Origin of the sequence: Micromonospora sp. WMMD961 (genome assembly GCF_029626145.1) — a bacterium.
Lineage (GTDB): Bacteria > Actinomycetota > Actinomycetes > Mycobacteriales > Micromonosporaceae > Micromonospora.
On the sequence record NZ_JARUBJ010000002.1, the window covers coordinates 1289646 to 1310186 of the forward strand.

Annotated in this window: 20 protein-coding genes and 1 tRNA gene; 12 read left to right on the forward strand and 9 right to left on the reverse strand. The window is 72.1% G+C overall.

Annotation, left to right across the window (positions count from 1 at the left end):
- Positions 1-84 precede the first annotated feature (84 nt).
- Positions 85-648, forward strand: a complete 564-nt coding sequence (locus O7614_RS06255; RefSeq protein WP_278137528.1) for a hypothetical protein — start codon at positions 85-87, stop codon at positions 646-648.
- A 102-nt stretch (positions 649-750) separates the two neighbouring features.
- Entirely contained in the window at positions 751-2082 is a 1332-nt protein-coding gene (locus O7614_RS06260) for an NAD(P)/FAD-dependent oxidoreductase (RefSeq protein WP_278137529.1), read from the forward strand.
- A gap of 91 nt (positions 2083-2173) precedes the next feature.
- On the opposite strand, the gene O7614_RS06265 is transcribed toward O7614_RS06260, so the two are convergent.
- Complete coding sequence (locus O7614_RS06265) at positions 2174-4033, reverse strand: hypothetical protein (RefSeq protein WP_278137530.1); 1860 nt, start codon at positions 4031-4033, stop codon at positions 2174-2176.
- A gap of 101 nt (positions 4034-4134) precedes the next feature.
- Here O7614_RS06265 and O7614_RS06270 point away from each other — a divergent pair.
- The 4 genes from O7614_RS06270 to O7614_RS06285 all read left to right on the forward strand — a co-directional run bounded on the left by O7614_RS06270 (position 4135) and on the right by O7614_RS06285 (position 6410).
- A tRNA-Leu gene (locus tag O7614_RS06270) sits at positions 4135-4215 on the forward strand.
- 108 nt (positions 4216-4323) lie between these two features.
- Positions 4324-5139: a Bax inhibitor-1/YccA family protein gene (locus O7614_RS06275; RefSeq protein WP_278137531.1), complete on the forward strand. Its 816-nt coding sequence runs from the start codon at positions 4324-4326 to the stop codon at positions 5137-5139.
- A 146-nt stretch (positions 5140-5285) separates the two neighbouring features.
- A complete protein-coding gene (locus tag O7614_RS06280; RefSeq protein ID WP_278137532.1) occupies positions 5286-6044 on the forward strand; it encodes a Bax inhibitor-1/YccA family protein in 759 nt (252 codons plus the stop codon).
- A gap of 45 nt (positions 6045-6089) precedes the next feature.
- Positions 6090-6410 (forward strand): hypothetical protein, encoded by a 321-nt coding sequence (locus O7614_RS06285; protein WP_278137533.1) that lies wholly within the window; start codon positions 6090-6092, stop codon positions 6408-6410.
- Between the two features lie 33 nt (positions 6411-6443).
- Here O7614_RS06285 and O7614_RS06290 read toward each other — a convergent pair whose 3' ends face one another.
- From O7614_RS06290 to O7614_RS06300, 3 genes are all read right to left on the reverse strand, one after another.
- Positions 6444-7706: an acetyl-CoA C-acetyltransferase gene (locus tag O7614_RS06290; RefSeq protein WP_278137534.1), complete on the reverse strand. Its 1263-nt coding sequence runs from the start codon at positions 7704-7706 to the stop codon at positions 6444-6446.
- A gap of 68 nt (positions 7707-7774) precedes the next feature.
- Positions 7775-8587 carry an SGNH/GDSL hydrolase family protein gene (locus O7614_RS06295; RefSeq protein WP_278137535.1) on the reverse strand — a complete coding sequence of 271 codons (813 nt, stop codon included), beginning with the start codon at positions 8585-8587 and terminating at the stop codon, positions 7775-7777.
- Positions 8584-9633 (reverse strand): SGNH/GDSL hydrolase family protein, encoded by a 1050-nt coding sequence (locus O7614_RS06300; protein WP_278137536.1) that lies wholly within the window; start codon positions 9631-9633, stop codon positions 8584-8586. Before O7614_RS06300 ends, O7614_RS06295 begins: the two co-directional genes overlap by 4 nt.
- Before the next feature lie 149 nt (positions 9634-9782).
- Here O7614_RS06300 and O7614_RS06305 point away from each other — a divergent pair, with 149 nt between their 5' ends.
- Both O7614_RS06305 and O7614_RS06310 read left to right on the forward strand, forming a co-directional pair.
- The gene (locus O7614_RS06305) at positions 9783-10139 is read left to right on the forward strand and encodes a YkvA family protein (protein WP_278137537.1); all 357 of its coding nucleotides are present in this window, start codon (positions 9783-9785) and stop codon (positions 10137-10139) included.
- A gap of 71 nt (positions 10140-10210) precedes the next feature.
- Complete coding sequence (locus tag O7614_RS06310) at positions 10211-11581, forward strand: cystathionine beta-synthase (protein ID WP_278137538.1); 1371 nt, start codon at positions 10211-10213, stop codon at positions 11579-11581.
- A gap of 292 nt (positions 11582-11873) precedes the next feature.
- Here O7614_RS06310 and O7614_RS06315 read toward each other — a convergent pair whose 3' ends face one another.
- From O7614_RS06315 to O7614_RS06330, 4 genes are all read right to left on the reverse strand, one after another.
- Positions 11874-12389 (reverse strand): GNAT family N-acetyltransferase, encoded by a 516-nt coding sequence (locus O7614_RS06315; protein ID WP_278137539.1) that lies wholly within the window; start codon positions 12387-12389, stop codon positions 11874-11876.
- The gene (locus O7614_RS06320; RefSeq protein ID WP_278137540.1) at positions 12386-13315 is read right to left on the reverse strand and encodes a ribonuclease Z; all 930 of its coding nucleotides are present in this window, start codon (positions 13313-13315) and stop codon (positions 12386-12388) included. The genes O7614_RS06315 and O7614_RS06320 overlap by 4 nt, the downstream gene beginning before the upstream one ends.
- A gap of 370 nt (positions 13316-13685) precedes the next feature.
- The gene (gene msrA, locus O7614_RS06325) at positions 13686-14348 is read right to left on the reverse strand and encodes a peptide-methionine (S)-S-oxide reductase MsrA (protein ID WP_269681088.1); all 663 of its coding nucleotides are present in this window, start codon (positions 14346-14348) and stop codon (positions 13686-13688) included.
- Between the two features lie 76 nt (positions 14349-14424).
- Positions 14425-14835: an HIT family protein gene (locus O7614_RS06330; protein ID WP_278137541.1), complete on the reverse strand. Its 411-nt coding sequence runs from the start codon at positions 14833-14835 to the stop codon at positions 14425-14427.
- 95 nt (positions 14836-14930) lie between these two features.
- Here O7614_RS06330 and O7614_RS06335 point away from each other — a divergent pair, with 95 nt between their 5' ends.
- The 4 genes from O7614_RS06335 (at position 14931) to ilvA (ending at position 19864) form a co-directional block, all read left to right on the forward strand.
- On the forward strand, positions 14931-16073 hold the full coding sequence (locus O7614_RS06335; protein ID WP_145786365.1) for a cystathionine gamma-synthase: 1143 nt from the start codon (positions 14931-14933) through the stop codon (positions 16071-16073).
- 12 nt (positions 16074-16085) lie between these two features.
- The gene (locus tag O7614_RS06340; RefSeq protein ID WP_278137542.1) at positions 16086-17495 is read left to right on the forward strand and encodes an amidase family protein; all 1410 of its coding nucleotides are present in this window, start codon (positions 16086-16088) and stop codon (positions 17493-17495) included.
- A 46-nt stretch (positions 17496-17541) separates the two neighbouring features.
- Positions 17542-18492 (forward strand): DUF4328 domain-containing protein, encoded by a 951-nt coding sequence (locus O7614_RS06345; protein ID WP_278137543.1) that lies wholly within the window; start codon positions 17542-17544, stop codon positions 18490-18492.
- A gap of 151 nt (positions 18493-18643) precedes the next feature.
- The gene (gene ilvA / locus O7614_RS06350; RefSeq protein WP_278137544.1) at positions 18644-19864 is read left to right on the forward strand and encodes a threonine ammonia-lyase; all 1221 of its coding nucleotides are present in this window, start codon (positions 18644-18646) and stop codon (positions 19862-19864) included.
- 60 nt (positions 19865-19924) lie between these two features.
- Here ilvA and greA read toward each other — a convergent pair whose 3' ends face one another.
- Entirely contained in the window at positions 19925-20422 is a 498-nt protein-coding gene (greA, locus tag O7614_RS06355) for a transcription elongation factor GreA (RefSeq protein WP_278137545.1), read from the reverse strand.
- Positions 20423-20541 lie beyond the last annotated feature (119 nt).

Here is a 20541-nt window from a genome sequence, read left to right on the forward strand (position 1 = left end):
CCGCAGTCGCGAACGGAAGGCGGGAACGGTGAGCGCGAGGAGTGAGCTGGCGAGCCCCGCAGTCGCGAACGAGCGGAGGAGTAGATGATCGACGCCGTGACCGGGCGGGTCCGGGCGGTCCAGCACGCGGTCGGCCGGATCAGTGTCGCTCCGCTCCTGGTGCGGTGCGCGATCTTCGTCGTCGTGCTTGCCGGGTTCGCCCTCGCCTTCCCCGCCGAGGTGCTTTCCGGGCGGCCGATCCTGTTCCTGGCGGTTGCCGCGCTGTTGCCGGCTTTCGGTCCGCGTCGGGTCTGGGCGACCTTCACGGCGTTGGTCATGGTCGGCGGTTGGCTGCTCGCCACCGACGGGTACGGCCGTCCGGTCGCCCTCTGGCGGCTGCTCGCCCTGGCCGCCCTGCTCTATCTGGGGCACACCCTCTGCGCGCTGGCCGCGTTGCTGCCCTACGACGCGGTGGTGGACCCCGAGTTGGTCACCCGTTGGTTGTTGCGGACGGCGGCCGTCCTGCTGGGCACCGCCGTGCTGGGGGTGCTGTTGCTGCAGGCCCCGGTCGTGGGTGGGGAGACGGGCCACCAGTGGGTGACAGTGCTGGGTTTGCTGTTGGCTGTGGGCACGGCAGCGTTGCTGGGCTGGCTCCTGCGGCGGCGGTGACCGCTGGTGCGAGAGGGTTACGCAGGTCACATGGGTTGTGCTCCGTCACAGATGGGGGGCGCGAGCGGGATTACCTGAGCCGGCCGGGGAAAGATAGGCAACGTGAATCCGAAGCGGATCCTTGTGGTTGGTGCCGGGCACGTCGGTCTGTACGCGGCCCTGCGTCTGTCGAAGAAGCTCAGCTCCCGTGAGGCTGAGGTCATGGTGGTGGATCCCCAGCCGCACATGACCTATCAGCCGTTCCTGCCCGAGGCGGCGGCGGGCAACATCTCTCCGCGACACTCCGTGGTGCCCCTGAGGCGGGAGTTGCGTCGGTGCAAGATGGTTGCCGGCACGGTCACGCGGATCGAGCACGACCGCAAGGTGGCCACCGTGCAGCCGATCAGTGGCCCGGCCCGGGAGATCACCTACGACCACGTGGTCGTGGCTCCGGGTTCGGTGTCCCGCACCCTGCCGATCCCCGGCCTGCACGAGCAGGGCATCGGGTTCAAGACCATCGGCGAGGCGATCTACCTGCGCAACCATGTGCTGGACCGGCTCGACGTGGCTGCCGCCACGCCCGACGCTGACGTCCGTCGCGCGGCGCTGACCTTCACCTTCGTCGGCGGCGGGTACGCCGGCATCGAGGCGCTCGCCGAGATGGAGGACATGGCTCGCGACGCCCTGCGCTACTACCCGGAGCTCAAGCAGGACGAGGTCCGCTGGGTGCTGGTCGAGGCCACCCAGCGGGTGCTGCCCGAGGTCGACCGGGACATGGGCGCCTACACCGTGCAGCAGCTGATGAAGCGGAACATGGACATCCGGCTGGACACCCGGCTCGAGTCCTGCGTCGACGGGGTGGTCAAGCTCTCCGACGGTGACAGCTTCCGGTCCGACACGATCGTCTGGACGGCCGGCGTGAAGCCGTCGCCGATGCTGGACTCGACCGACTTCCCGCGTGACGACCGCCGGCGGATCACCTGCCTGCCCACGCTCCAGGTGGTCGACGGTGACCAGGTGGTCGAGGGTGCGTGGAGCGCCGGCGACTGCGCCGCCGTGCCGGACCTGACCAAGGAGCCGGGCAACTTCTGCTCGCCGAGCGCGCAGCACGCGGTGCGCCAGGCCGCCCGGATGGCCGACAACATCGCCGCCGTGATCCGGGGTCGCGAGCCGGTCGACTACAAGCACAAGCACGTCGGCAGCGTGGCGAGCCTCGGCCTGCACAAGGGCGTCGCCCAGGTGTACGGGATCAAGATGACCGGTTGGCCGGCCTGGGTCATGCACCGGACGTACCACATGAGCCGGATCCCGTCGTTCAACCGCAAGGTGCGTGTGGTGGTGGACTGGACGCTGGCGTTCGTCCTGAAGCGTGAGGTGGTCGCCCTCGGGCAGCTGCACGACCCGCGCGAGGAGTTCTCCGAGGCGTCCCAGCCGGTCGGCGCCCCCCGCGTCTGACCCAGCGCGAAGGAAGGGCCCCTTCTTACCGGAAACCGGTAAGAAGGGGCCCTTCCTTGTGCCGGCGCGCGGGCGCGGTCGCACCCCGGCGTCAGACCCGCCAGATCCAGGCGTCGGCGATCCGGGTGGCCGGGCCGTAGAGCTGTTCCAGGGTCGCCCGCAGACTCTCCGCGTGCGGGGCGTCGTCGGCCAACGCCACGCAGGAGGCACCCCAGAACTGGGCGTCGCGTGCGGCCTGGCGGCGTTGCTCGTCGCCGATGGCCGGCTGGTCGCCGCGCCGGGCGACGTCCGCCAGCAGAGCGGAGGTGGGCTGCTTGAAGGTGCCCATCGCCGCGGTGCCGCCCCGCCCGTACGGGCCGATGAAGAATCCCTCCGGCAGGCCGAAGGCGGCATCTGCGGCGGTGGCCCAGCGCATCGGCCAGGGCTCCTTGGGCGTGGGCAGCGGCACCGGGACCAGCACCCCGCCGGGGCGTACGCACTGCCGCCAGTGCCCGCCGCTGACGAACTCCGGCACGGCGGGTCGTTCGGCGGTCGGCAGCGGGGTCGGGAAGATCGGTAGCAGGGCCGCGCCGACGGCCAGTGGCACCAGCCGCCGGGCCCGACCGGTGCTGCGCAGTGCCCGGTCGACAGCGAGCACCAACAGTGTCGCCACGATTGGCAGCAGTGCCAGCGCGAACCGCATCGGCAACGCGCCGTCCACCACCGGCAGCCCGCCGATCAGGGCGTACGGGCCGGGCAGTGCGGTCCTGGTGCCGCCGAGCACCACCTCCGGGCCGAGGGAGAGCGCGCCCATCACCAGGCCCGCCACGACGCAGGCGAAGACCAGTCGACGCCGTCCGACCCAGATCGCGCAGGCTGCGGCGACCAGCAGCAGGGGCCAACCCAGGAAGGTGTTGTACTCGGCCGGGCCGGTGGTCAGCCGGGCGGACTCGTCGCTGCCGGCCACCGACAGCGGGGAGACCGTCCACCAACTGCTCAGGTCGGCGGAGAAGTAGGCCGGCGTGAACATGCCGTCGGCTACTCCCTGCGGGCCGGCGAACTGGAACCACAGCGGATAACCGAGCACCAGCAGGGCCAGTCCGGCGGCGATGGCCAGCCCGCCGGCGAAGCCGGGTAGCGCCCGCCGAGCCAGGTCCCGGTCCGCCACGACGTAGCTGATCGCCATCACCAGCAGGGTGACGGCGGCGAGGAAGAGCACTTCCTCGCCGATGAAGACCTGCGCGGTGATCGCGGCGGCCAGCCCGGCGGCGGAGGTGATCATCCGCCGGCGGTCCGGCCCGGCGGCGAGATCGCGACCCGGAGCGTCGGACCGCGCGGGTCCCGGGTCGGACGCGCGCAGCAGCCGGACCACCAGCCAGACGATCACCGGTACCAGCCACTGGGCGGTCATGTGCAGGTGGCTGTTGGTCTGCGAGACCATCCCCGGGCCGAACCCGCAGAGCCCTCCGCCGAGCGCGGCGGCGAACCGGCGGGCCCGCAGCGTCCGCTGGAACAGCAGGTACCACGCGAGGGCCGTACCAGCGAGGTTGGCGGCGGCGAGCAGCGCGAAGGTGACCGGCGCGCCCAGCAGCAGGGTGACCGGCGCGAAGGCGACGCCGAGCGCGATCACCGTGGTGTTGGCCATCAGGTTGACACCGTCGGGGGCGTTGAGTCGGTCGCTGAGCAGGTCGAAGTCGCCGAGTAGCGCGCGGGCGTCGACCGCGAGGAACCACTCGTAGAGGGCCTGGTCCTCCGGGTTGAGCGACAGGATGCGGCCGGCGGGGTCGGGCCACAGCCCGTGGGTGAGCCAGCCGGCCAGCACCGCCCAGAGCAGAGCGACCAGCAGATCGGCCCGGTGTCGGCCGACGGCGGCCAGCAGCCGGGTGGCCCGAGGCCGGCGGTTGACCCGATCGGCCAGGCGGAAGCCCTGATCAGGGGCGGCGTCGGGGGCCGTGGGGGCTGCGCTGCTCACGGCATCGACCCTAATGTGGCCAGCCGGTCGGGGTACGCCGGGTCGCCGGAGACCGGCTACGGTGACACTGCACTGTGCGTGTCGGCGCGACGGTGCCACCCGCCCGGGTGGTGGAAAGGCAGACACGGCCGCCTTAAAAGCGGCTGCCGAAAGGCGTGCGGGTTCGACCCCCGCCCCGGGCACAGGTCCGCTCACACGCATTCTCATCCGTGATCACCAGGAGTTGGCTGCGCCGTTTACTCTTGGAGGGCACGTTCACGTGCAAACGACCCCCTGAGGGAGGCCAGACAGTGAAGACCTCGAACCCGGTGCTTGCCCGGCTCGGCCAGGCGGCCGAGCGGGAGCGCTCCGCCGGGTACGCACCGGCCGGGCCGTACGGACAGCCCGGCATTCCCCAGCAGTACCCGTCCCAGGCCGGTTACCCGGCCGCACCGCCGACCGTGGCACCCATGACGATCGACGACGTCGTCGTCAAGACCGTCACTCTGCTCGGCATCCTCGGCATCACCGCCGCGGCAGCCTGGGTGCTCGTGCCCGACGCGCTCGTCGGGCCAGCCTGGGTCGGCGCGGCAGTGGTCGGCCTGGTTCTCGGCTTGATCATTTCGTTCTCCCGGATGGCCAGCCCCGCGCTGGTCATCGCGTACGCGCTCGTCGAGGGCGTCTTCGTCGGCATGGTCAGCAAGGCGTTCGAGTCGGCCTACGACGGCATCGTGCTCCAGGCCGCCGTGGCCAGCTTCGGCATCTTCTTCCTGATGGCGATGCTCTACCGGGCGAAGGTCATCCGGGCCACCCCGGCGTTCGTCAAGGGCATGATCGCGGCGATGGTCGGTCTGTTCGCCGTCATGCTGATCAACCTGGTGCTGGCGCTGTTCGGCGTCAACACCGGTCTGCGGGACGGCAGCCCGCTGGCGATCGGCTTCAGCCTGGTCTGCATCGTCGTCGCCTCGCTGAGCTTCGTGCTCAGCTTCAAGGAGATCGAGGACGGCGTCCGGATGGGCCTGCCGCAGCGCTACTCCTGGGTGGCCGCGTTCGGCATCCTGGTCAGCCTGGTCTGGCTCTACATCGAGATCCTGCGCCTGCTGAGCTACTTCCAGGGCGACGACTGACCTCGTCCGCACTGCGACCGGCGCCCGTCCCCGCTCTGGTGGGGGCGGGCGCCGTCGTCCGCGCCGTTTTCCCGCCACCGCCGGGCCGCCCGGGGCAGAGTGACTGCGAGGGCACACCCTGGGGTACGCGGGCGAAGGAGGCGGCGGTGCGCAGCAACAACCCGGTGCTCAACCGGCTGGACGAGACCGGCCGGGTGGAGGCCCGGGTGCTCGGCTCCCGCGACGTCGAGCCGATGACCGTGGACGACGTGGTGGTGCGTACCGTCGGGTTGCTGGTCGTCACCGGCGCGACCGCGGCGGTCTCCTGGGCGGTGATCCCCGACGCGGTGTGGCTGGGTGCCGCGCTGGCCGGCAGCGCGCTCGCCTCCATCGCGCTGGTCCTGGTCATCTCGTTGCGCGCGATCACCAACCCGGTGCCGATCCTCGGCTACGCCGTGCTCCAGGGTCTGCTGCTGGGGGTGGCGAGCCGTACCTTCGAACAGGTCTATCCGGGCATCGTGGTGCAGGCGGTGGCCGGCACGTTCGGCGTCTTCCTCGGCATGGCGGCGCTCTACCGGGCCCGGGTGATCCGGGCTACGCCCCGCTTGGCCCGCCTGGTGATCGGCACGTTGCTCGGCATCGCCGTGCTGAGCGTGGTCAACCTGGTGTCGTACCTGATCTCCGGAAGGCCGGGCCTGGCGGTCTACAGCGTCAGCGGCGAGGTCGGCTGGTTGCCGTACGCCTTCTCGGTGGTCGCCATCATCGCCGGGGCGTTCAGCTTCATCCTCGACTTCGATCTCGTCGAGCGTTCGGTGCGGGACGGCCGACCCCGCCGGTACGCGTGGCTCAGCGCGTTCGGCCTGCTCACCGGGTTGGTCTTCCTCTACTGGCAGATTCTGCGGCTGCTCAGCTACCTGCGTCGCTGACCGACCCACGCTGGCCCGGCGGTGCCGGCCGTAGACTCGGCGGCGATGAGCGCAGCGGAGTTGGATCAGGTCGTGCGGTTGCTGGTCCGTCAGATCGGGCACTGGGAGCAGCCGCGGTGGGCAGCGGCGGCGACGACCGGCAACGTGTCCCGCGCCGACCTGGTGCACCGTCTGGTCCAGGAGATCGCCAACCTGGCCGCCGACGCCGAGGGCGAGCCTCGGCGGACGGTGCCCCGGCTCGACAACGACCTGGCCCTGCCCGACCAGTTGCGGGTGGTGACGGCCGACCTGCTGGCCGCCGGGGCCGGCGACGAGGTGCTGACGCGGGCCGCCGCCGAGGTGACGGCGACCCGCAGCGCGCTCTGAGGCCCACTCCGCGAGGGGCGGGGCGGCGTCAGCTCAGCTCAGCCGTTCCAGCACCATGGCCATGCCCTGACCGCCGCCCACGCACATCGTCTCCAGACCGATGGTCTTGTCGTGCCACTCCAGGGCGTTCAGCAGGGTGCCGGTGATCCGGGCACCGGTCATCCCGAACGGATGACCGACCGCGATGGCACCGCCCATCACGTTCAGCTTCTCCTCCGGGATGCCCAACTGGCGGTAGGAGGGAATGACCTGCGCCGCGAACGCCTCGTTGATCTCGACGAGGTCGACGTCGTCGATGGTCATCCCGGCCCGGCGTAGCGCCTGCCGGGACGCCTCGACGGGCCCGAGACCCATGATCTCCGGCGACAGGGCGGTCACACCGGTGGAGACGATCCGGGCCAGCGGGGTGAGCCCGAGTTCCTCGGCCCGCTGGGCGCTCATCACCACCACCGCGGCCGCGCCGTCGTTGAGTGGGCAGCAGTTGCCCGCGGTGATTCGTCCGTCCGGGCGGAACACCGGCTTCAGGCCGGCGACCGCGTCGAGGGTGACGCCGGCGCGGGGACCGTCGTCGGTGCTCACCACGGTGCCGTCCGGCGTGGTGACCGGGGTGATCTCCCGCGCCCAGAAGCCGTCGGCGATGGCCTTCTCGGCGAGGTTCTGGCTGCGTACGCCGAACTCGTCCATGTCGGCGCGGGTGACGTCGTACACCTGGGCCAGGTTCTCCGCGGTCTGCCCCATGGTCAGGTAGACGTCGGGCAGCTCGCCCGTCTCGCGCGGGTCGGTCCAGACCTCGGCGCCGCCCTGCGCGCGGCGCTTCGAGCGCTCTCCGGCCGCGCCGAAGCGGGGGTTCTCCCAGCCGCCGCCGACCAGGGCCTGTGCCTCGGGAGGTAGTCCGTCGGAGCTGCCCCGGGCGTAGCGGGACACCATCTCCACGCCGGCGGAGACGAACACGTCGCCCTCGCCGGCCCGGATCGCGTGCATCGCCATCCGGGTGGTCTGCAACGACGAGGCGCAGTAGCGGGTCAGCGTGGCGCCGGGCACGGTGTCCAGACCGAGCAGTGTCGACACCACCCGGGCCATGTTGAAGCCCTGCTCACCACCGGGCAGGCCGCACCCGAGGTAGAGGTCGTCGATCGTGGTCGGGTCGAGCGCGGGGATCTTGTCCAGGGCCGCTTGGACGATGGTCGCGGCGAGGTCGTCGGAGCGGACGTCGCGCAGGGACCCCTTGTGCGCCCGGCCGATGGGGGAGCGGGCGGTGGCGACGATGACGGCGTCGCGGGACGACTCAATCGGCATGGACCAACGTTAACCCGTCAGTAACATGGCGCGGAAGGAGCAGACGCGGCGGGAAATGTCACCCCCTGCTAGCGCCGGGACGTGACCGTCGCGGCGGCGGCGACCGCGGGCAGCAGCGCGTGCGCCCACACGCGGTAGCCGTCGGCGGAGGGGTGGAAGCCGTCGTGGCAGAGCGTCCCCGCGTCGGCCCGGAACACCGGCCCGGTCTCGGCGGCCAGGTCGACCACCGAGCCGCCGGCGTCGAGCACTGCCACGGTCTGCGCGCGGGCCATCCGCCGCCCGGACCAGCCGACCATCTGGCGCAGCGGAGGCGCGATGGCACGCACCGCCCCGAGATCGGGGCAGGTGCCGACGACCACCTCGACCCGCGCCTCCCGCAGCCGGTGCACCGCCGCGCCGAGATAGGCCGCCGCGTCGGTGGGCCGGCGCAGCCCGGTGGCATCGTTGGCCCCGATCAGGATCAGCGCCACGTCGGGCCGTTCACCGAGCAGGGACCGGGCCACCTGGGTGGCCAGGTCGGTAGAGCGGGAACCGGAGACACCGACGCTGGACAGGTGCACCCGGCGACCCGTCGGCCCCTCGGCGAGCAGGTTGGCCAACTGCCCGCCGATGGTGTCCTCGAGACGGTCGACGCCGACGCCCAACGCGGAGGAGTCACCGAGCAGCACCAGCCGCAACGGTGGAGCGTCGGCCCGGCCGATCGTGGCCCGCAGGGCCAGCCCCAGCTCCGGTTGGGCGTAGCGCCGGTGCCGGGCGACGAACGCCTCGCCAGCCAGGACGGCAGCGCCCCCCACGGTGCCGGCGAGCAGCGAGAACGCCGCCGCCCGGCCCAGCCGGCCGGCGAGGTCGGCGGTCATGCCCCGCACCCTGCGCTCGTTCATGCCAGTCCCTCCACTGTCGAGGTGTCCGAGGCGGACCCGTGCTGCGGCACCGCGCCGACGCCGAAGAACGCGCGGCGACGCAGCTGTGCCCATCGGCCCGCCGGCCCTCGGTCGCGGCCCTGGAACCGGGTGCCGCTGACCTCGGTGCCGGCGTGCCGGGCCGCCTCCTGCGCGGCCTCAGGCAGCGACCGTACGCCCTCGCCCCGCGTCGGCGTAACCCGTCGTTCCTGAGCAGCTCCGAGCGCGGAGAGCATCGTCGGCAGGAGCGCCGCGGCAGCCATCGCGTACCCCTCGGCGGAGGGATGGAACCGGTCCCAGGCGAACATCCGGGTCGGCTCGGCGGTGAACCGGGGACCGAGCAGATCACCGAGGGAGACCGTCCAGCCGCCCGCCTCGACCACGGCGACCGTCTGGGCAGCGGCGAGTTGCCGGCTCCACCGGTGCGCCAACCACCTCAGCGGAGGTTGGATCGGGCGGATCGCGCCCAGGTCGGGGCAGGTGCCGACGACCACCTCGCAGCCGGCGTCGCGCAGGGTGTGCACCGCCTCGACCAGGTAGCGCACCGCCAGCCCACGCGGAGTGCGGTTGGTGATGTCGTTGCCGCCGATGAGGATCACCGCGATGTCGGGTCGGCACTCCAGAGCCGCCTCCACCTGGTGGCGGAGCGCCGAGGAGATGGCACCGACCACCGCGAAGCGGTGCAGGCGCACCGGCCGTTGCAGCCGGCGGGACAGGCCGTTGGCGAGCAGCGCCCCAGGAGTCTCCCGACGGCGGTGCACCCCGTAGCCGGCCGCCGACGAGTCACCGAGCACGACCATGCTGAGCGCGGGGCCGGGGAACTTCGCGCCGTACATCCCGTCGCATCGCGGGGGCGGTGCCTCGGCCATCGGAATGGTCCGCCGAGCCTGCCGGGCCTGGCCGAGCAGCACCCCGCCGGTCGCCACCGCAGCCGCCGCGGTGGCGCCCGTGCCGATGGCCACCAGGCGGGCGAGCCGCCGGGCCTGTCGCCACCTCGCACCACCGGGTACGACCGAATCAGCCCCCATACCGCGACATTATCGCGCCGCCCCGACACGCCGCTGTCGTCGCGACGGCACCCGAGTGCCTGGAAACCGACGCGACGGGGTATCTGTCCAGGAGGGGCCGGTCGACTTGCGCCGACCCGCCACGCTGATCCGGCGGAGAGGAGCACGACGTGGGCAAGACACTGAAGCGCAGCGCGGCGTTCACGGCCCTGGCGCGGGCACTGGCGGCCGGGGCCCGGGGTGGGCCGTCGTTGGGTACGCGCCTGGCCGCGCTGCCCCGGATGATCAGAGCCACCACCAAAGGGGAGTACGACGGCGGCCTCCGGCTGGCCCTGATGACCGCGGCCACGGCGTACATCGTCTCGCCGATCGACCTGTTGCCGGAGATCCCGTTGGCGATCTTCGGGCTCGCCGACGATGCGGTCATGATCACCTGGTTGGCCGGCAGCGTGCTCGCCGAGACCGATCGCTTCCTGGAGTGGGAGTCCCGCCGCAGCTCGGTCATCCCCGGGGGGCTGGTGCCCTGACGGCACGTACGCTGGGCCCGAGCAACCGTCTGCCCGGCCGCCGTCGCCGGCGCCGCAACGAAGGGCACACCGTGCAGTACTACGACAACGTCGTCGACATGATCGGCAACACCCCGCTGGTACGTCTGCGTAACGTCACCGAGGGCATCCAGGCCACCGTGCTCGCCAAGGTGGAGTACGTCAACCCGGGCGGCTCGGTGAAGGACCGGATCGCGCTGCGGATGGTGGAGGACGCCGAGGCCGCCGGCCTGCTCAAGCCCGGCGGCACCATCGTCGAGCCGACCAGCGGCAACACCGGCGTCGGGCTGGCCCTGGTGGCCCAGCTCAAGGGCTACCGGTGCGTCTTCGTCTGCCCGGACAAGGTCAGCCAGGACAAGCAGGACGTGCTCCGGGCGTACGGGGCCGAGGTGGTGGTCTGCCCGACCGCTGTCGCCCCGGAGGACCCACGCTCGTACTACAACGTCTCCGACCGGCTGACCCGGGAGATCCCCGGCGCCTGGAAGCCCAACCAGTACAGCAACCCGGCCAACCCGCGCTCGCACTACGAGACCACCGGTCCGGAGCTGTGGAAGCAGACCGAGGGCGGGCTCACCCACTTCGTGGCGGGCGTGGGCACCGGTGGCACGATCTCCGGCATCGGGCGCTATCTCAAGGAGGCCTCCGACGGTCGGGTCCGGGTCATCGGCGCCGACCCGGAGGGTTCGGTCTACTCCGGCGGCACCGGCCGTCCGTACCTGGTGGAGGGCGTCGGCGAGGACTTCTGGCCGGAGACGTACGACCGGGGCATCGCCGACGAGATCGTCGAGGTTTCCGACAAGGCGTCCTTCGAGATGACCCGACGGTTGGCCCGCGAGGAAGGGCTGCTGGTCGGCGGCTCCTGCGGGATGGCAGTGGTCGCCGCGCTGGAGGTCGCCCGCAGGGCCGGCCCGGACGACGTCGTGGTGGTGCTGCTGCCGGACGGCGGACGGGGTTACCTCTCGAAGATCTTCAACGACTCGTGGATGGCCCGGTACGGCTTCCTCGACAACTCGGGCGCCGAGCCGACCGTGGCCGACGCCCTGGCCAGCAAGCCCGGTGGGCTGCCCGAGCTGGTGCACGTGCACCCCACGGAGACGGTCCGCGACGCGATCGACTACATGCGCGAATACGGTGTGTCGCAGCTGCCCGTGCTCAAGGCGGAGCCGCCGGTGGTGACCGGTGAGGTCGCCGGCTCGATCGCCGAGCGGGACCTGCTCGACGCGCTGTTCACCGGCCAGGCCCACCTGCACGACACGATCGAGCGGCACATGGGTGACCCGCTGCCGATGATCGGTGGTGGCCAGCCGGTGAGCGAGGCGGTCGGGCTGCTGGAGAAGTCCGACGCGGCGCTGGTCCTGGTCGACGGCAAGCCCAAGGGTGTCCTGACCCGCCAGGACCTGCTGTCCCACCTGGGAGCCCACTAGCCCCTCCTAGCCCCGCACCCGCCCGGCCCCGCCCCGCAACCCCGCAACCCCCGCCGCCCCCCGCAACCCCGCAACCCCGCCGCCCCCGCCGCTCGCGTCGATCATGGACTTGTGGTGGTGTGCAAAACGAGCATCCGTGCCCAAAGCGCCCACCACAAGTCCATGATCGGCCGGGGGCCGGGGGCCGGGGGCCGGGGGCCGGGGGCCGGGAGCCGGGGGCCGGGGCCGGGGGCCGGGGGCCGGGGGCCGGGGGCCGGGGGCCTGGGGCCGGGTTGGGGTGGGGTGGGGTGGGTTAGGTGTTCAGGGGGCGGGTGTAGCGGACCTGCGGGGTGAGGGCGGTGCCGATGTGCTCCTCGCGCTCCGCTCCCGTGGGGGTCCAGCCGCCGCGCTCGTAGAAGGAGCGGGCGTGGGCGTTGTCCCGAAGCACCCAGAGCGCCGCGCGACGCCAACCCCGGGCGCGCATGGCGTCCAGGGCGTCCACCATCAGCGCACGACCGACGCCCCGGCCCTGCTCGCGCGGGTCGAGGTGGATCGCGTTGAGCAGCCCGGTCGCGGGATCGTCCTCGTCGTCCGGGCCCAGGTGGCTGAACCCGACCAGCGCCCCGGCCCGCTCGGCCACGGTCATCCGGTGGGTGTCCCGCTCCCACTGCCACCGCTCGACCCAGTAGCGCCCCATCGCCTCGGGTGTCGGGTCGGCCAGGGCTTCGACCGGGAGGAAGGCGGAGTACGCGGCGACTCGGGAGCGCTGGTGCAGGGCGCCCACCGCCATCAGGTCGTCGCCGGTCGCGGGGCGCAGCGTGACGGTCACCCGGCCGAGGCTACCCGGCGGGGTGGGAGCTGCACCGTGGTCAGATCCTCCGCGATGATCAGGTCACCGTCGAAGTGCTCGCGTGCCTCGTCGTGGAATCGGCGCGGGTCGGGGTAGCGCTGGGAAAAGTGGGTCAGCACGAGCCGGCGTACCCCGGACTCGGTGGCCACCCGGGCGGCCTGCGCCGCGGTGAGGTGTCCGACCTCGGCGGCGAGCGCGGCCTCCGACTCCAGGAACGTCGACTCGATGACCAGCAGGTCGGCGTGCTCGGCGAGCGCGTACACCCCGTCGCAGAGACCGGTGTCCATCACGAACGCGAACCGCTGCCCGTGCCGGGGCTCGCTCACCTCGGCCCGGGTGACGCGACGCCCGTCGAGGTCCAGGTGCCCGACGCGGATCAGCTCGCCGACGGCCGGCCCGACGATGCCGTACGCGGCCAGCTTCTCCGGCAGCATCCGGTGGCCGTCCGGCTCGACCAGCCGGTAGCCGTACGTCTCGATGGGGTGCCGCAGCCGGCGTGCCTCCAGCGTGCCGCACGGCAGGGTGATCTGTTGCCCGTCCGCCTCGATGGGTTCGACCCGCAGTTCGGCGGTCTCGTAGAAGGAGGTCGCGTGCCGTAGCCGGGCGAAGTATTCGGCGCCCCCGGCGGGAAAGTGCACAGCGACCGGGTGCGGCACCCGGTCCAGGGAGAGCCGCTGGATGGTGCCGGGCAGGCCGAGGCAGTGGTCGCCGTGGAAGTGGGTGACGCAGATGCGGGTCAGGTCGCTGGCGGTGACCGTGGTGTGCAGGAGTTGCCGCTGGCTGCCCTCACCCGGGTCGAAGAGGATCACCTCGTCGTCCCAGCGCAGCACGTACCCGTTGTGGTTGCGTTGCCGCGTCGGTGCCTGGCTGGCCGTCCCCAGCACCACCAGTTCGCGCATCGACATCGGCGGGCCTCCGGAGATGGAGCGACCCCCGGGGCGCTCCGCGCTCGCGCGCGGGCCGGCTGGACTTGGCCGGCACCCCGGGGGTCGGGTGGCTGTCTGGAATTCGCCGCACCGCTGCCACACGGTCTCGACGATGGTGCTGGTGCCCGCCTGTCGGCGGACCGATCACTGTCGAGGACAGCGGCTAGCTGACAGCCACCTCACGAGTCCGATTGCTATACAAGTCTGGACCACCTCCTTTCACGTGTACGGCCACGCTATCGACTTCCCGCCGTCCTCGGCAACGGATTTCGATCACAGGGCCGGACGGGAATGCCCGACCACCTCCCGGGCGGTCGGGCATCACGCGTGCGCGGTTGGTGCCTCGTGGTCAGCCGCCGACGCGGGCCACGCCGACCGGGCAGCTCAGGCCGTTCGGGCCGTGGTTGCAGTACCCGTTCGGGTTCTTGGTCGGGGCGAGGTACTGCTGGTGGTAGTCCTCGGCGAAGTAGTAGCTGCCGAGCGGGGCGATCTCGGTGGTGATCTCACCCTTGCCGGCCCGCGTCACGATCGGCTGGAACGCGTCCCGGGACGACTCCGCGATGGTCCGCTGCTCGTCCGTGGTGGTGTAGATCGCCGAGCGGTACTGGGTGCCCACGTCGTTGCCCTGGCGCATGCCCTGGGTCGGGTCGTGGTTCTCCCAGAAGACCTTCAGCAGATCCTCATAGTTGATCTTGCTGGGGTCGTACACCACCTGGACGACCTCGGCGTGCCCGGTCCGGCCGGAGCACGTCTCCTCGTACGTCGGGTTCTTGGTGATGCCACCCGCGTAGCCGGCGGAGGTGGTGTAGACGCCGGGCAGCGTCCAGAACAGTCGCTCGGCGCCCCAGAAACAGCCCATGCCGAAGACCGCTACCTGAAGCCCCTCCGGGAACGGGCCCTTCAACGGGGTGCCCAGCACCTCGTGCCGGTCGGCGACCGGCATGGCGATCGGGCGGCCCGGCAGGGCCTGGTCGGGCGAAACCATCTCGGCGTTCATACGGCGCAGAAACACGGTGGGGATCTCCTCTCGTACCACTCCCAGCGTGTAACACCGGAGGGTCCTGCTTCCTTACCCGCGCCGCCGTGACTCAGGCCCCACGGGGAAGCGCCGCGGCGACCCGGTCGGCGTACGTCTGGGCCTCGGTGTCGTCGTCGTACCGGGTGCGCGGCCAGAAGAAACCGCGCAACCCGTCGCCCTTGGTGCGCGGGACCACGTGGGTGTGCAGGTGGGGCACCGATTGGGACACCTTGTTGTTCATGGCCACGAACGTCCCACCGGCGCCGAGAGCGGTCTCCACCGCCACCGCCAGCCGCTGGACCATGGCGAAGTAGCCGGGCAGCAGTTCGGCCAGGGTCACCAGGTGCACCCGGGGCACCACCAGCACGTGCCCCTTGAACACCGGCCGGGTGTCCAGGAACGCCACCCCGTCCGGGGTGTCCGCCACCCGGAACGCCGGCACCTTGCCCGCCACGATCCCGCAGAACACGCAACCGCTCATCGGGCCAGGCTATGCCGACGGTGCCGGCGGCCCGGCCCCGCCGGGGAGCGCGGGTTCCGTTCCAGCCCTCGGGACGGGGCACTAGCCTCACCACCATGAACCACGGCTTCGAGACGCTCGCCATCCACGCCGGCCAGGACCCTGAGGCCCGCACCGGCGCGGTGATCCCACCGATCTACCAGACCAGCACGTACGCGCAGGACGCCGTCGGTGCGCCCCGGCTCGGCTACGAGTACAGCCGCTCGGGCAACCCGACCCGCGACGCGCTCCAGGAGTGCCTGGCGGCGCTGGAGGGCGGGCCGGTGGGGCTGGCCTTCGCCAGTGGCCTGGCCGCCGAGGACACCCTGCTGCGGGCCGTGTGCCAGCCGGGCGACCATGTGGTGATCCCGGACGACGCGTACGGCGGCACCTACCGTCTGTTCGCCCGTGTCGCCCAGCGCTGGGGCCTGGAGTTCACCCCGGCCAAAGTCTCCGACCCGGACGCGATCCGGGCCGCCGTCCAGCCCGGCCGCACGAAGATCGTCTGGCTGGAGACGCCGACCAACCCGTTGCTCGGCATCGCCGACATCGCCGCCCTGGCCGCCGTGGCACACGACGCGGGCGCGCTGCTGGTCGTGGACAACACCTTCGCCTCGCCGTACCTGCAGCAGCCGATCGCGCACGGCGCGGACGTGGTGGTGCACTCCACCACCAAGTACATCGGCGGGCACTCCGACGTGGTCGGTGGCGCGCTCGTCGTCGCCGACGCCGGGCTCGGTGAGGAGTTGCGCTACCACCAGAACGCGATGGGCGCGATCAACGGCCCGTTCGACGCCTGGCTCACCCTGCGGGGCATCAAGACGCTCGGTGTACGCATGGACCGGCACTGCGACAACGCCGAGCGGCTCGCCGCGTACCTCGACGGGCACGCCAAGGTGGCCCAGGTGATCTACCCCGGGCTGCCCTCGCACCCCGGTCACGAGGTGGCCGCGAAGCAGATGCGCCGGTTCGGCGGCATGATCTCGTTCCGTGCCTCCGGCGGCGAGGACCACGCCGTCGAGATCTGCAACCGCACCAAGCTCTTCGTGCTCGCCGAGTCGTTGGGCGGTGTGGAATCCCTGATCGAGCACCCGGGCCGGATGACACACGCAAGTGCTGCCGGCTCGCCGCTTGAAGTTCCCGGCGATCTCGTGCGACTGTCTGTCGGCATCGAGACGGTCGACGACCTGCTTGCCGATCTGGAGCAGGCGCTGGGCTGACCGCTGGGGAGGATGGCCGTGCAGGACATCATGGCGACCTGGGTCGGGGCGACCGCCAAGCAGATCGCCCGGGGCGTACGCCGGGGTGACGTCTCGGCCACCCAGGTCGTCGCCGACCACCTCGAGTACGTCTCCCGAGCCGATCGTGAGCTGGCCGCGTTCCGCGCCGTTCGCGGCGGCGAGGCGATCACCGAGGCGGAGAAGGTCGACGAGCAGGAGGATCTCGCCAACCTGCCGCTGGCCGGGGTTCCGGTGGCCGTCAAGGAGAACACTCCGGTCGCCGGCCTGCCCACCTGGAACGGGTCGGCGGGCGCCCGCACCGACGTCGCGGAAGCCGACCACGAGGTGGTGCGTCGGCTGCGCGGCGCCGGCGCGGTGATCCTGGGCGTGACCCGGATGCCGGAGCTGGGGCTGTGGGCGCTCACCGACGACGACAGCGCCGTGACCCGCAATCCGTGGGACAGCACGCGTACCCCCGGTGGCTCCTCCGGCGGCGCGGCCGCCGCGGTGGCCGCGGGGCTGGTGCCGATCGCGCACGGCAACGACGGTCTCGGCTCGATCCGGATCCCGGCGGCCTGCTGTGGTCTGGTCGGGCTCAAGCCGGGTCGTGGTGTGGTCCCCTGCCAGCTCGGCGCGGACGACTGGTTCGGCCTCACCGAGCACGGCATGCTGACCAGCACCGTCGCCGACGCGGCGGTCGGCTTCTCGGTGCTCGCCGGTCGACGTCCCGAGAAGCTGGTCCCGCCGCAGCGCCTGCGGGTGGGCGTCTCGCTGCGGTCCCCGGTGCGTGGTGTCGCACCGGACGCACCCAACCGGGACGCGGTCGCCGCCGCCGGTCGACTTCTCGCCGCCGCCGGGCATGACACCGTGCCGGCCGATCCGGTCTACCCCACCGCGCTCGGCCTGCAGGGCATCGCCACCTGGTTCGCCGCGGCCGCCGCCGACGTCCGGGCGTCCGGGATCGACCGGCGTGGCCTGCAACGGCGTACCCGCCGGCACGTCGCGCTGGGCGAGTGGGCGCAGCGCCACGGTTACGTGCGGGAGGCCGACCGGGCCGCGTGGCGGCAACGGTCGGTCGACTTCTTCGGCGACCACTCCGTCGACCTGCTGCTCACCCCGGCGTTGGCCACCGCGCCGCCGGAGGCCGCGCGCTGGTCCGAGCGGTCGTGGCGGGCGAACATGACGGCCAACATCCGGTACGCCCCGTACGCCGCACCGTGGAACGTCGCCGGTCTGCCGGCGGTCGTGGTGCCGGTGGGCCGTCGCCCGGATGGCCTGCCGGTCGCGGTGCAACTGGTCGGTCCGCCCGGCTCGGAGTTGCTGCTGCTCGGTGTCGCCGGCCAGTTCGAGATGACCGCCCCCTGGGCGCGCCACGCCCCCGGCTACCCCCGGATCGGAACGGGGTCGCCGGCCGTCGCATGATCGTCTACGGTGTGCGCGCATCATCGCGCGGACCCGGGGGACATTCATGCGCTGTCAGACCTGTGGGGACGCCACGTCTCCCGAACATCACGAGTGCCAGCGGTGCTACACGCCGCTCGGTCAGCCCGCCGTCACGCCAGGGCTGCCGACCTACCGGGTACGCGGGATCGGCCTGGCGGCCCGAGTCGCGGTCGGGGCCACCGCCGTGCTGTACCTGGCGGTGGCGCTGTCCCCGCTGATCGGCATGGTGCTGAGCCGGCGGGCCATGGCGAACGACGATCCGGGCCTGCTTCTCGGCGCGGTGATCATCGCTGCGGTGGCGGCGCTGACCATGACCGTGGTGCACCTCACCGCCGCCGTATTGGTGATCATCTGGACCTGGCGGGCCCGCAAGAACACCGACGCCTTCCCCGGTGCTCTGCCGACCCTCGGGTCCGGCTGGGCGATCGCCGGCTGGCTGGTCCCGTTCGCGAACTTCGTGGTGCCGGCCCGGGTCGTGGCGGGCGTGGCCCGCGACAGCCTCTGGCAGCGGTTCACGCCGACCCTGGTGGGCGTCTGGTGGTGCTCCTGGCTGGTGTTCAGCATCGGCGAGCGGCTCAGCAGCCGCGCCGACGACCGGGCGTACGAGAAGCTGCCGGAGACCCCGTTCAACGACGCCGGCTACCAGGCGTACGTCGACTACTACCAGGACTCCCTGCTCCGCAACGCGCTGCCCGCGCTGGGCTGCGTCATCGCGGCGGTGACGCTGATCCTGCTGATCCAACGGATCTCCGCTGCCCAGGAGACCCGGATCGCCCGCGCCACCCCGCAGTGGCCGACCGCCCCGGTCTGGCCAGACCAAACCTGGCCCGCCGTTCCGGCGGCGCAGCCCGTTCCGGCGGTGCAGTCGGCTCCGGCGGTGCAGTCGGCTCCGGCGGCGCAGCCCGCTCCCGTGGCGCAGCCCGTTCCGGCGGCGCAGCCCGTTCCGGAGGTGCCGGGGGCCGCGTCAGCTTCATGATCCACTTGGGATCGTTGGAGTCGGGGTGTCGGGCCGGCCCGGACGCCGCGCTTTCCGGGATACCGAATGGATCAACCCGGCCCGGTGGGCCCGCGGCCCGCTGGGCCTGGCCCGTGGGTTGGTCGGGGAGCGAGGGTGGCACGATCTGGGCATGACGGAACTGGTCGGTCTCGACGACGTGCGGGCCGCACGGGAGTTGCTCGCCGGCGTCACCCGGACGACCCCGCTGGAGCCTTCGCGTCCGCTCAGCGCGGCGCTGGGCGGGCCGACCTGGCTCAAGTGCGAGAACGTGCAGCGCGCCGGCTCGTACAAGGTGCGGGGCGCGTACGTGCGGATCTCCCGCTTGTCGGCGGCGGAGCGGGAGCGCGGCGTGGTCGCGGCGAGCGCGGGCAACCACGCGCAGGGTGTGGCTCTCGCCGCCGGCCTGGTCGGCACGCACGCCACCGTCTTCATGCCGGTCAACGCGCCGCTGCCGAAGGTGGCGGCCACCAAGGGGTACGGCGCGCAGGTCGAACTTGCCGGCAACACCGTCGACGAGGCCTTGGTCGCCGCCCACACGTACGCCGAGCGCACCGGCGCGGTGCTGATCCACCCCTTCGACCATCGCGACGTGATCGCCGGCCAGGGGACGGTGGCGCTGGAGATCCTCGAACAGTGCCCGGACGTGAAGACGATCATCACCGGGGTCGGTGGCGGCGGTCTGATCTCGGGCCTGGCCGTGGCGGCCAAGGCGCTGCGACCGGATATCCGGATCATCGGCGTCCAGGCGGCCGGTGCGGCGGCGTTCCCGCCCTCCCTGGTGGCCGGAGAGCCGGTCCGGCTGCCCACCTTCTTCACCATCGCCGACGGCATCGCGGTCGGCCGGCCGGGCGTGATCACCTTCAACCACGTGCGGAAACTGGTCGACGAGGTGGTCACGGTCTCCGAGGAGGACATCTCCCGGGCCCTGTTGATGCTGCTCGAACGCGGTAAGCAGGTTGTCGAGCCGGCGGGCGCGGTCGGTGTCGCCGCGCTGATGGCGGGCGTCGTCGAGGTGGAGACGCCGGTGGTGGCGGTGCTGTCCGGTGGCAACATCGACCCGTTGCTGATGCTGCGGGTGATCGAGCACGGGCTGGCCGCCGCGGGTCGCTACCTGCGGGTGACCGTGCGGTGCTCGGACCGGCCGGGGCAACTCGCGTCGCTGCTCAGCCAGATCGCCGAGCATCGGGCCAACGTCGTGGACGTGGAGCACCAGCGGGCCAACCCGCACCTCGGCCTCGGCGAGGTGGAGGTGGCGCTGTCGGTCGAAACCCGGGGCGTGGAGCACTCGGACACGCTGATCAGCGCCTTGCGGGCCAGCGGCTACCAGGTGGTGTTCGCCGCCGAGGCGTGACACCGGTGGGTGCCACGCCTCGGAAGCGGTGCGCGGGAGCGGCTCGGTGGCCGCCGGCGGTCAGCCGGAGAACGGCTCGAAACTGACCACTGTCACCTTGATGTCGGCGCCGCTCGGTGCCGTGTAGGTGCAGGTCTGCCCGGCCCGGCCGCCCAGGATCGCCTTGCCGAGCGCCGACTCGGGGCTGTAGACGGTCAGGTCGGTGGTGGCGGCGATCTCCCGCGAGCCGAGCAGGAAGGTCTCGGTGTCGTCGGTGTCGTCGTCGAAGTAGATCGTCACGACCATGCCGGGCGAGACCGCGTCCGCCGACGGCGCCTCTCCGACCTTCGCCGTGCGCAGCAGCTCCGTCAGGTAGCGGATGCGACCCTCGGCCTTGCCCTGCTCCTCACGGGCGGCGTGGTAGCCGCCGTTCTCCCGCAGGTCGCCCTCCTCGCGCCGCGCGTTGATCTCGGCGGCGATGGCCGGACGGTTGGCGATGTGCTCGTCGAGCTCGGCCTGGAGGCGGTCGTACGCGTCCTGCGACAGCCAGGTGGCGGGCGCCTCGTTGCCAGTGGACACAGGCGGTCTCCTCAGTTGTGCGTGGCTGGCTGACAGGTGAACTACCAAGTTACCAGTGCGGTACGACACAGCGTGTCGGCCATCACCGGCGGTGTCCGGATCCGACACCGCGCGTAGAG

Bases quoted from the DNA above. Each gene is read 5' to 3' on its own strand.
- O7614_RS06320 (WP_278137540.1), bottom strand. From the start codon at position 13,315: ATGTCGATGCGCGAACTGGTGGTGCTGGGGACGGCCAGCCAGGCACCG.
- O7614_RS06330 (WP_278137541.1), bottom strand. From the start codon at position 14,835: ATGAGCGGTTGCGTGTTCTGCGGGATCGTGGCGGGCAAGGTGCCGGCG.
- O7614_RS06290 (WP_278137534.1), bottom strand. From the start codon at position 7,706: ATGCCGATTGAGTCGTCCCGCGACGCCGTCATCGTCGCCACCGCCCGC.
- O7614_RS06255 (WP_278137528.1), top strand. From the start codon at position 85: ATGATCGACGCCGTGACCGGGCGGGTCCGGGCGGTCCAGCACGCGGTC.
- O7614_RS06285 (WP_278137533.1), top strand. From the start codon at position 6,090: ATGAGCGCAGCGGAGTTGGATCAGGTCGTGCGGTTGCTGGTCCGTCAG.
- O7614_RS06340 (WP_278137542.1), top strand. From the start codon at position 16,086: ATGGCCGTGCAGGACATCATGGCGACCTGGGTCGGGGCGACCGCCAAG.
- O7614_RS06295 (WP_278137535.1), bottom strand. From the start codon at position 8,587: ATGAACGAGCGCAGGGTGCGGGGCATGACCGCCGACCTCGCCGGCCGG.
- O7614_RS06345 (WP_278137543.1), top strand. From the start codon at position 17,542: ATGCGCTGTCAGACCTGTGGGGACGCCACGTCTCCCGAACATCACGAG.
- ilvA (WP_278137544.1), top strand. From the start codon at position 18,644: ATGACGGAACTGGTCGGTCTCGACGACGTGCGGGCCGCACGGGAGTTG.
- O7614_RS06300 (WP_278137536.1), bottom strand. From the start codon at position 9,633: ATGGGGGCTGATTCGGTCGTACCCGGTGGTGCGAGGTGGCGACAGGCC.
- O7614_RS06335 (WP_145786365.1), top strand. From the start codon at position 14,931: ATGAACCACGGCTTCGAGACGCTCGCCATCCACGCCGGCCAGGACCCT.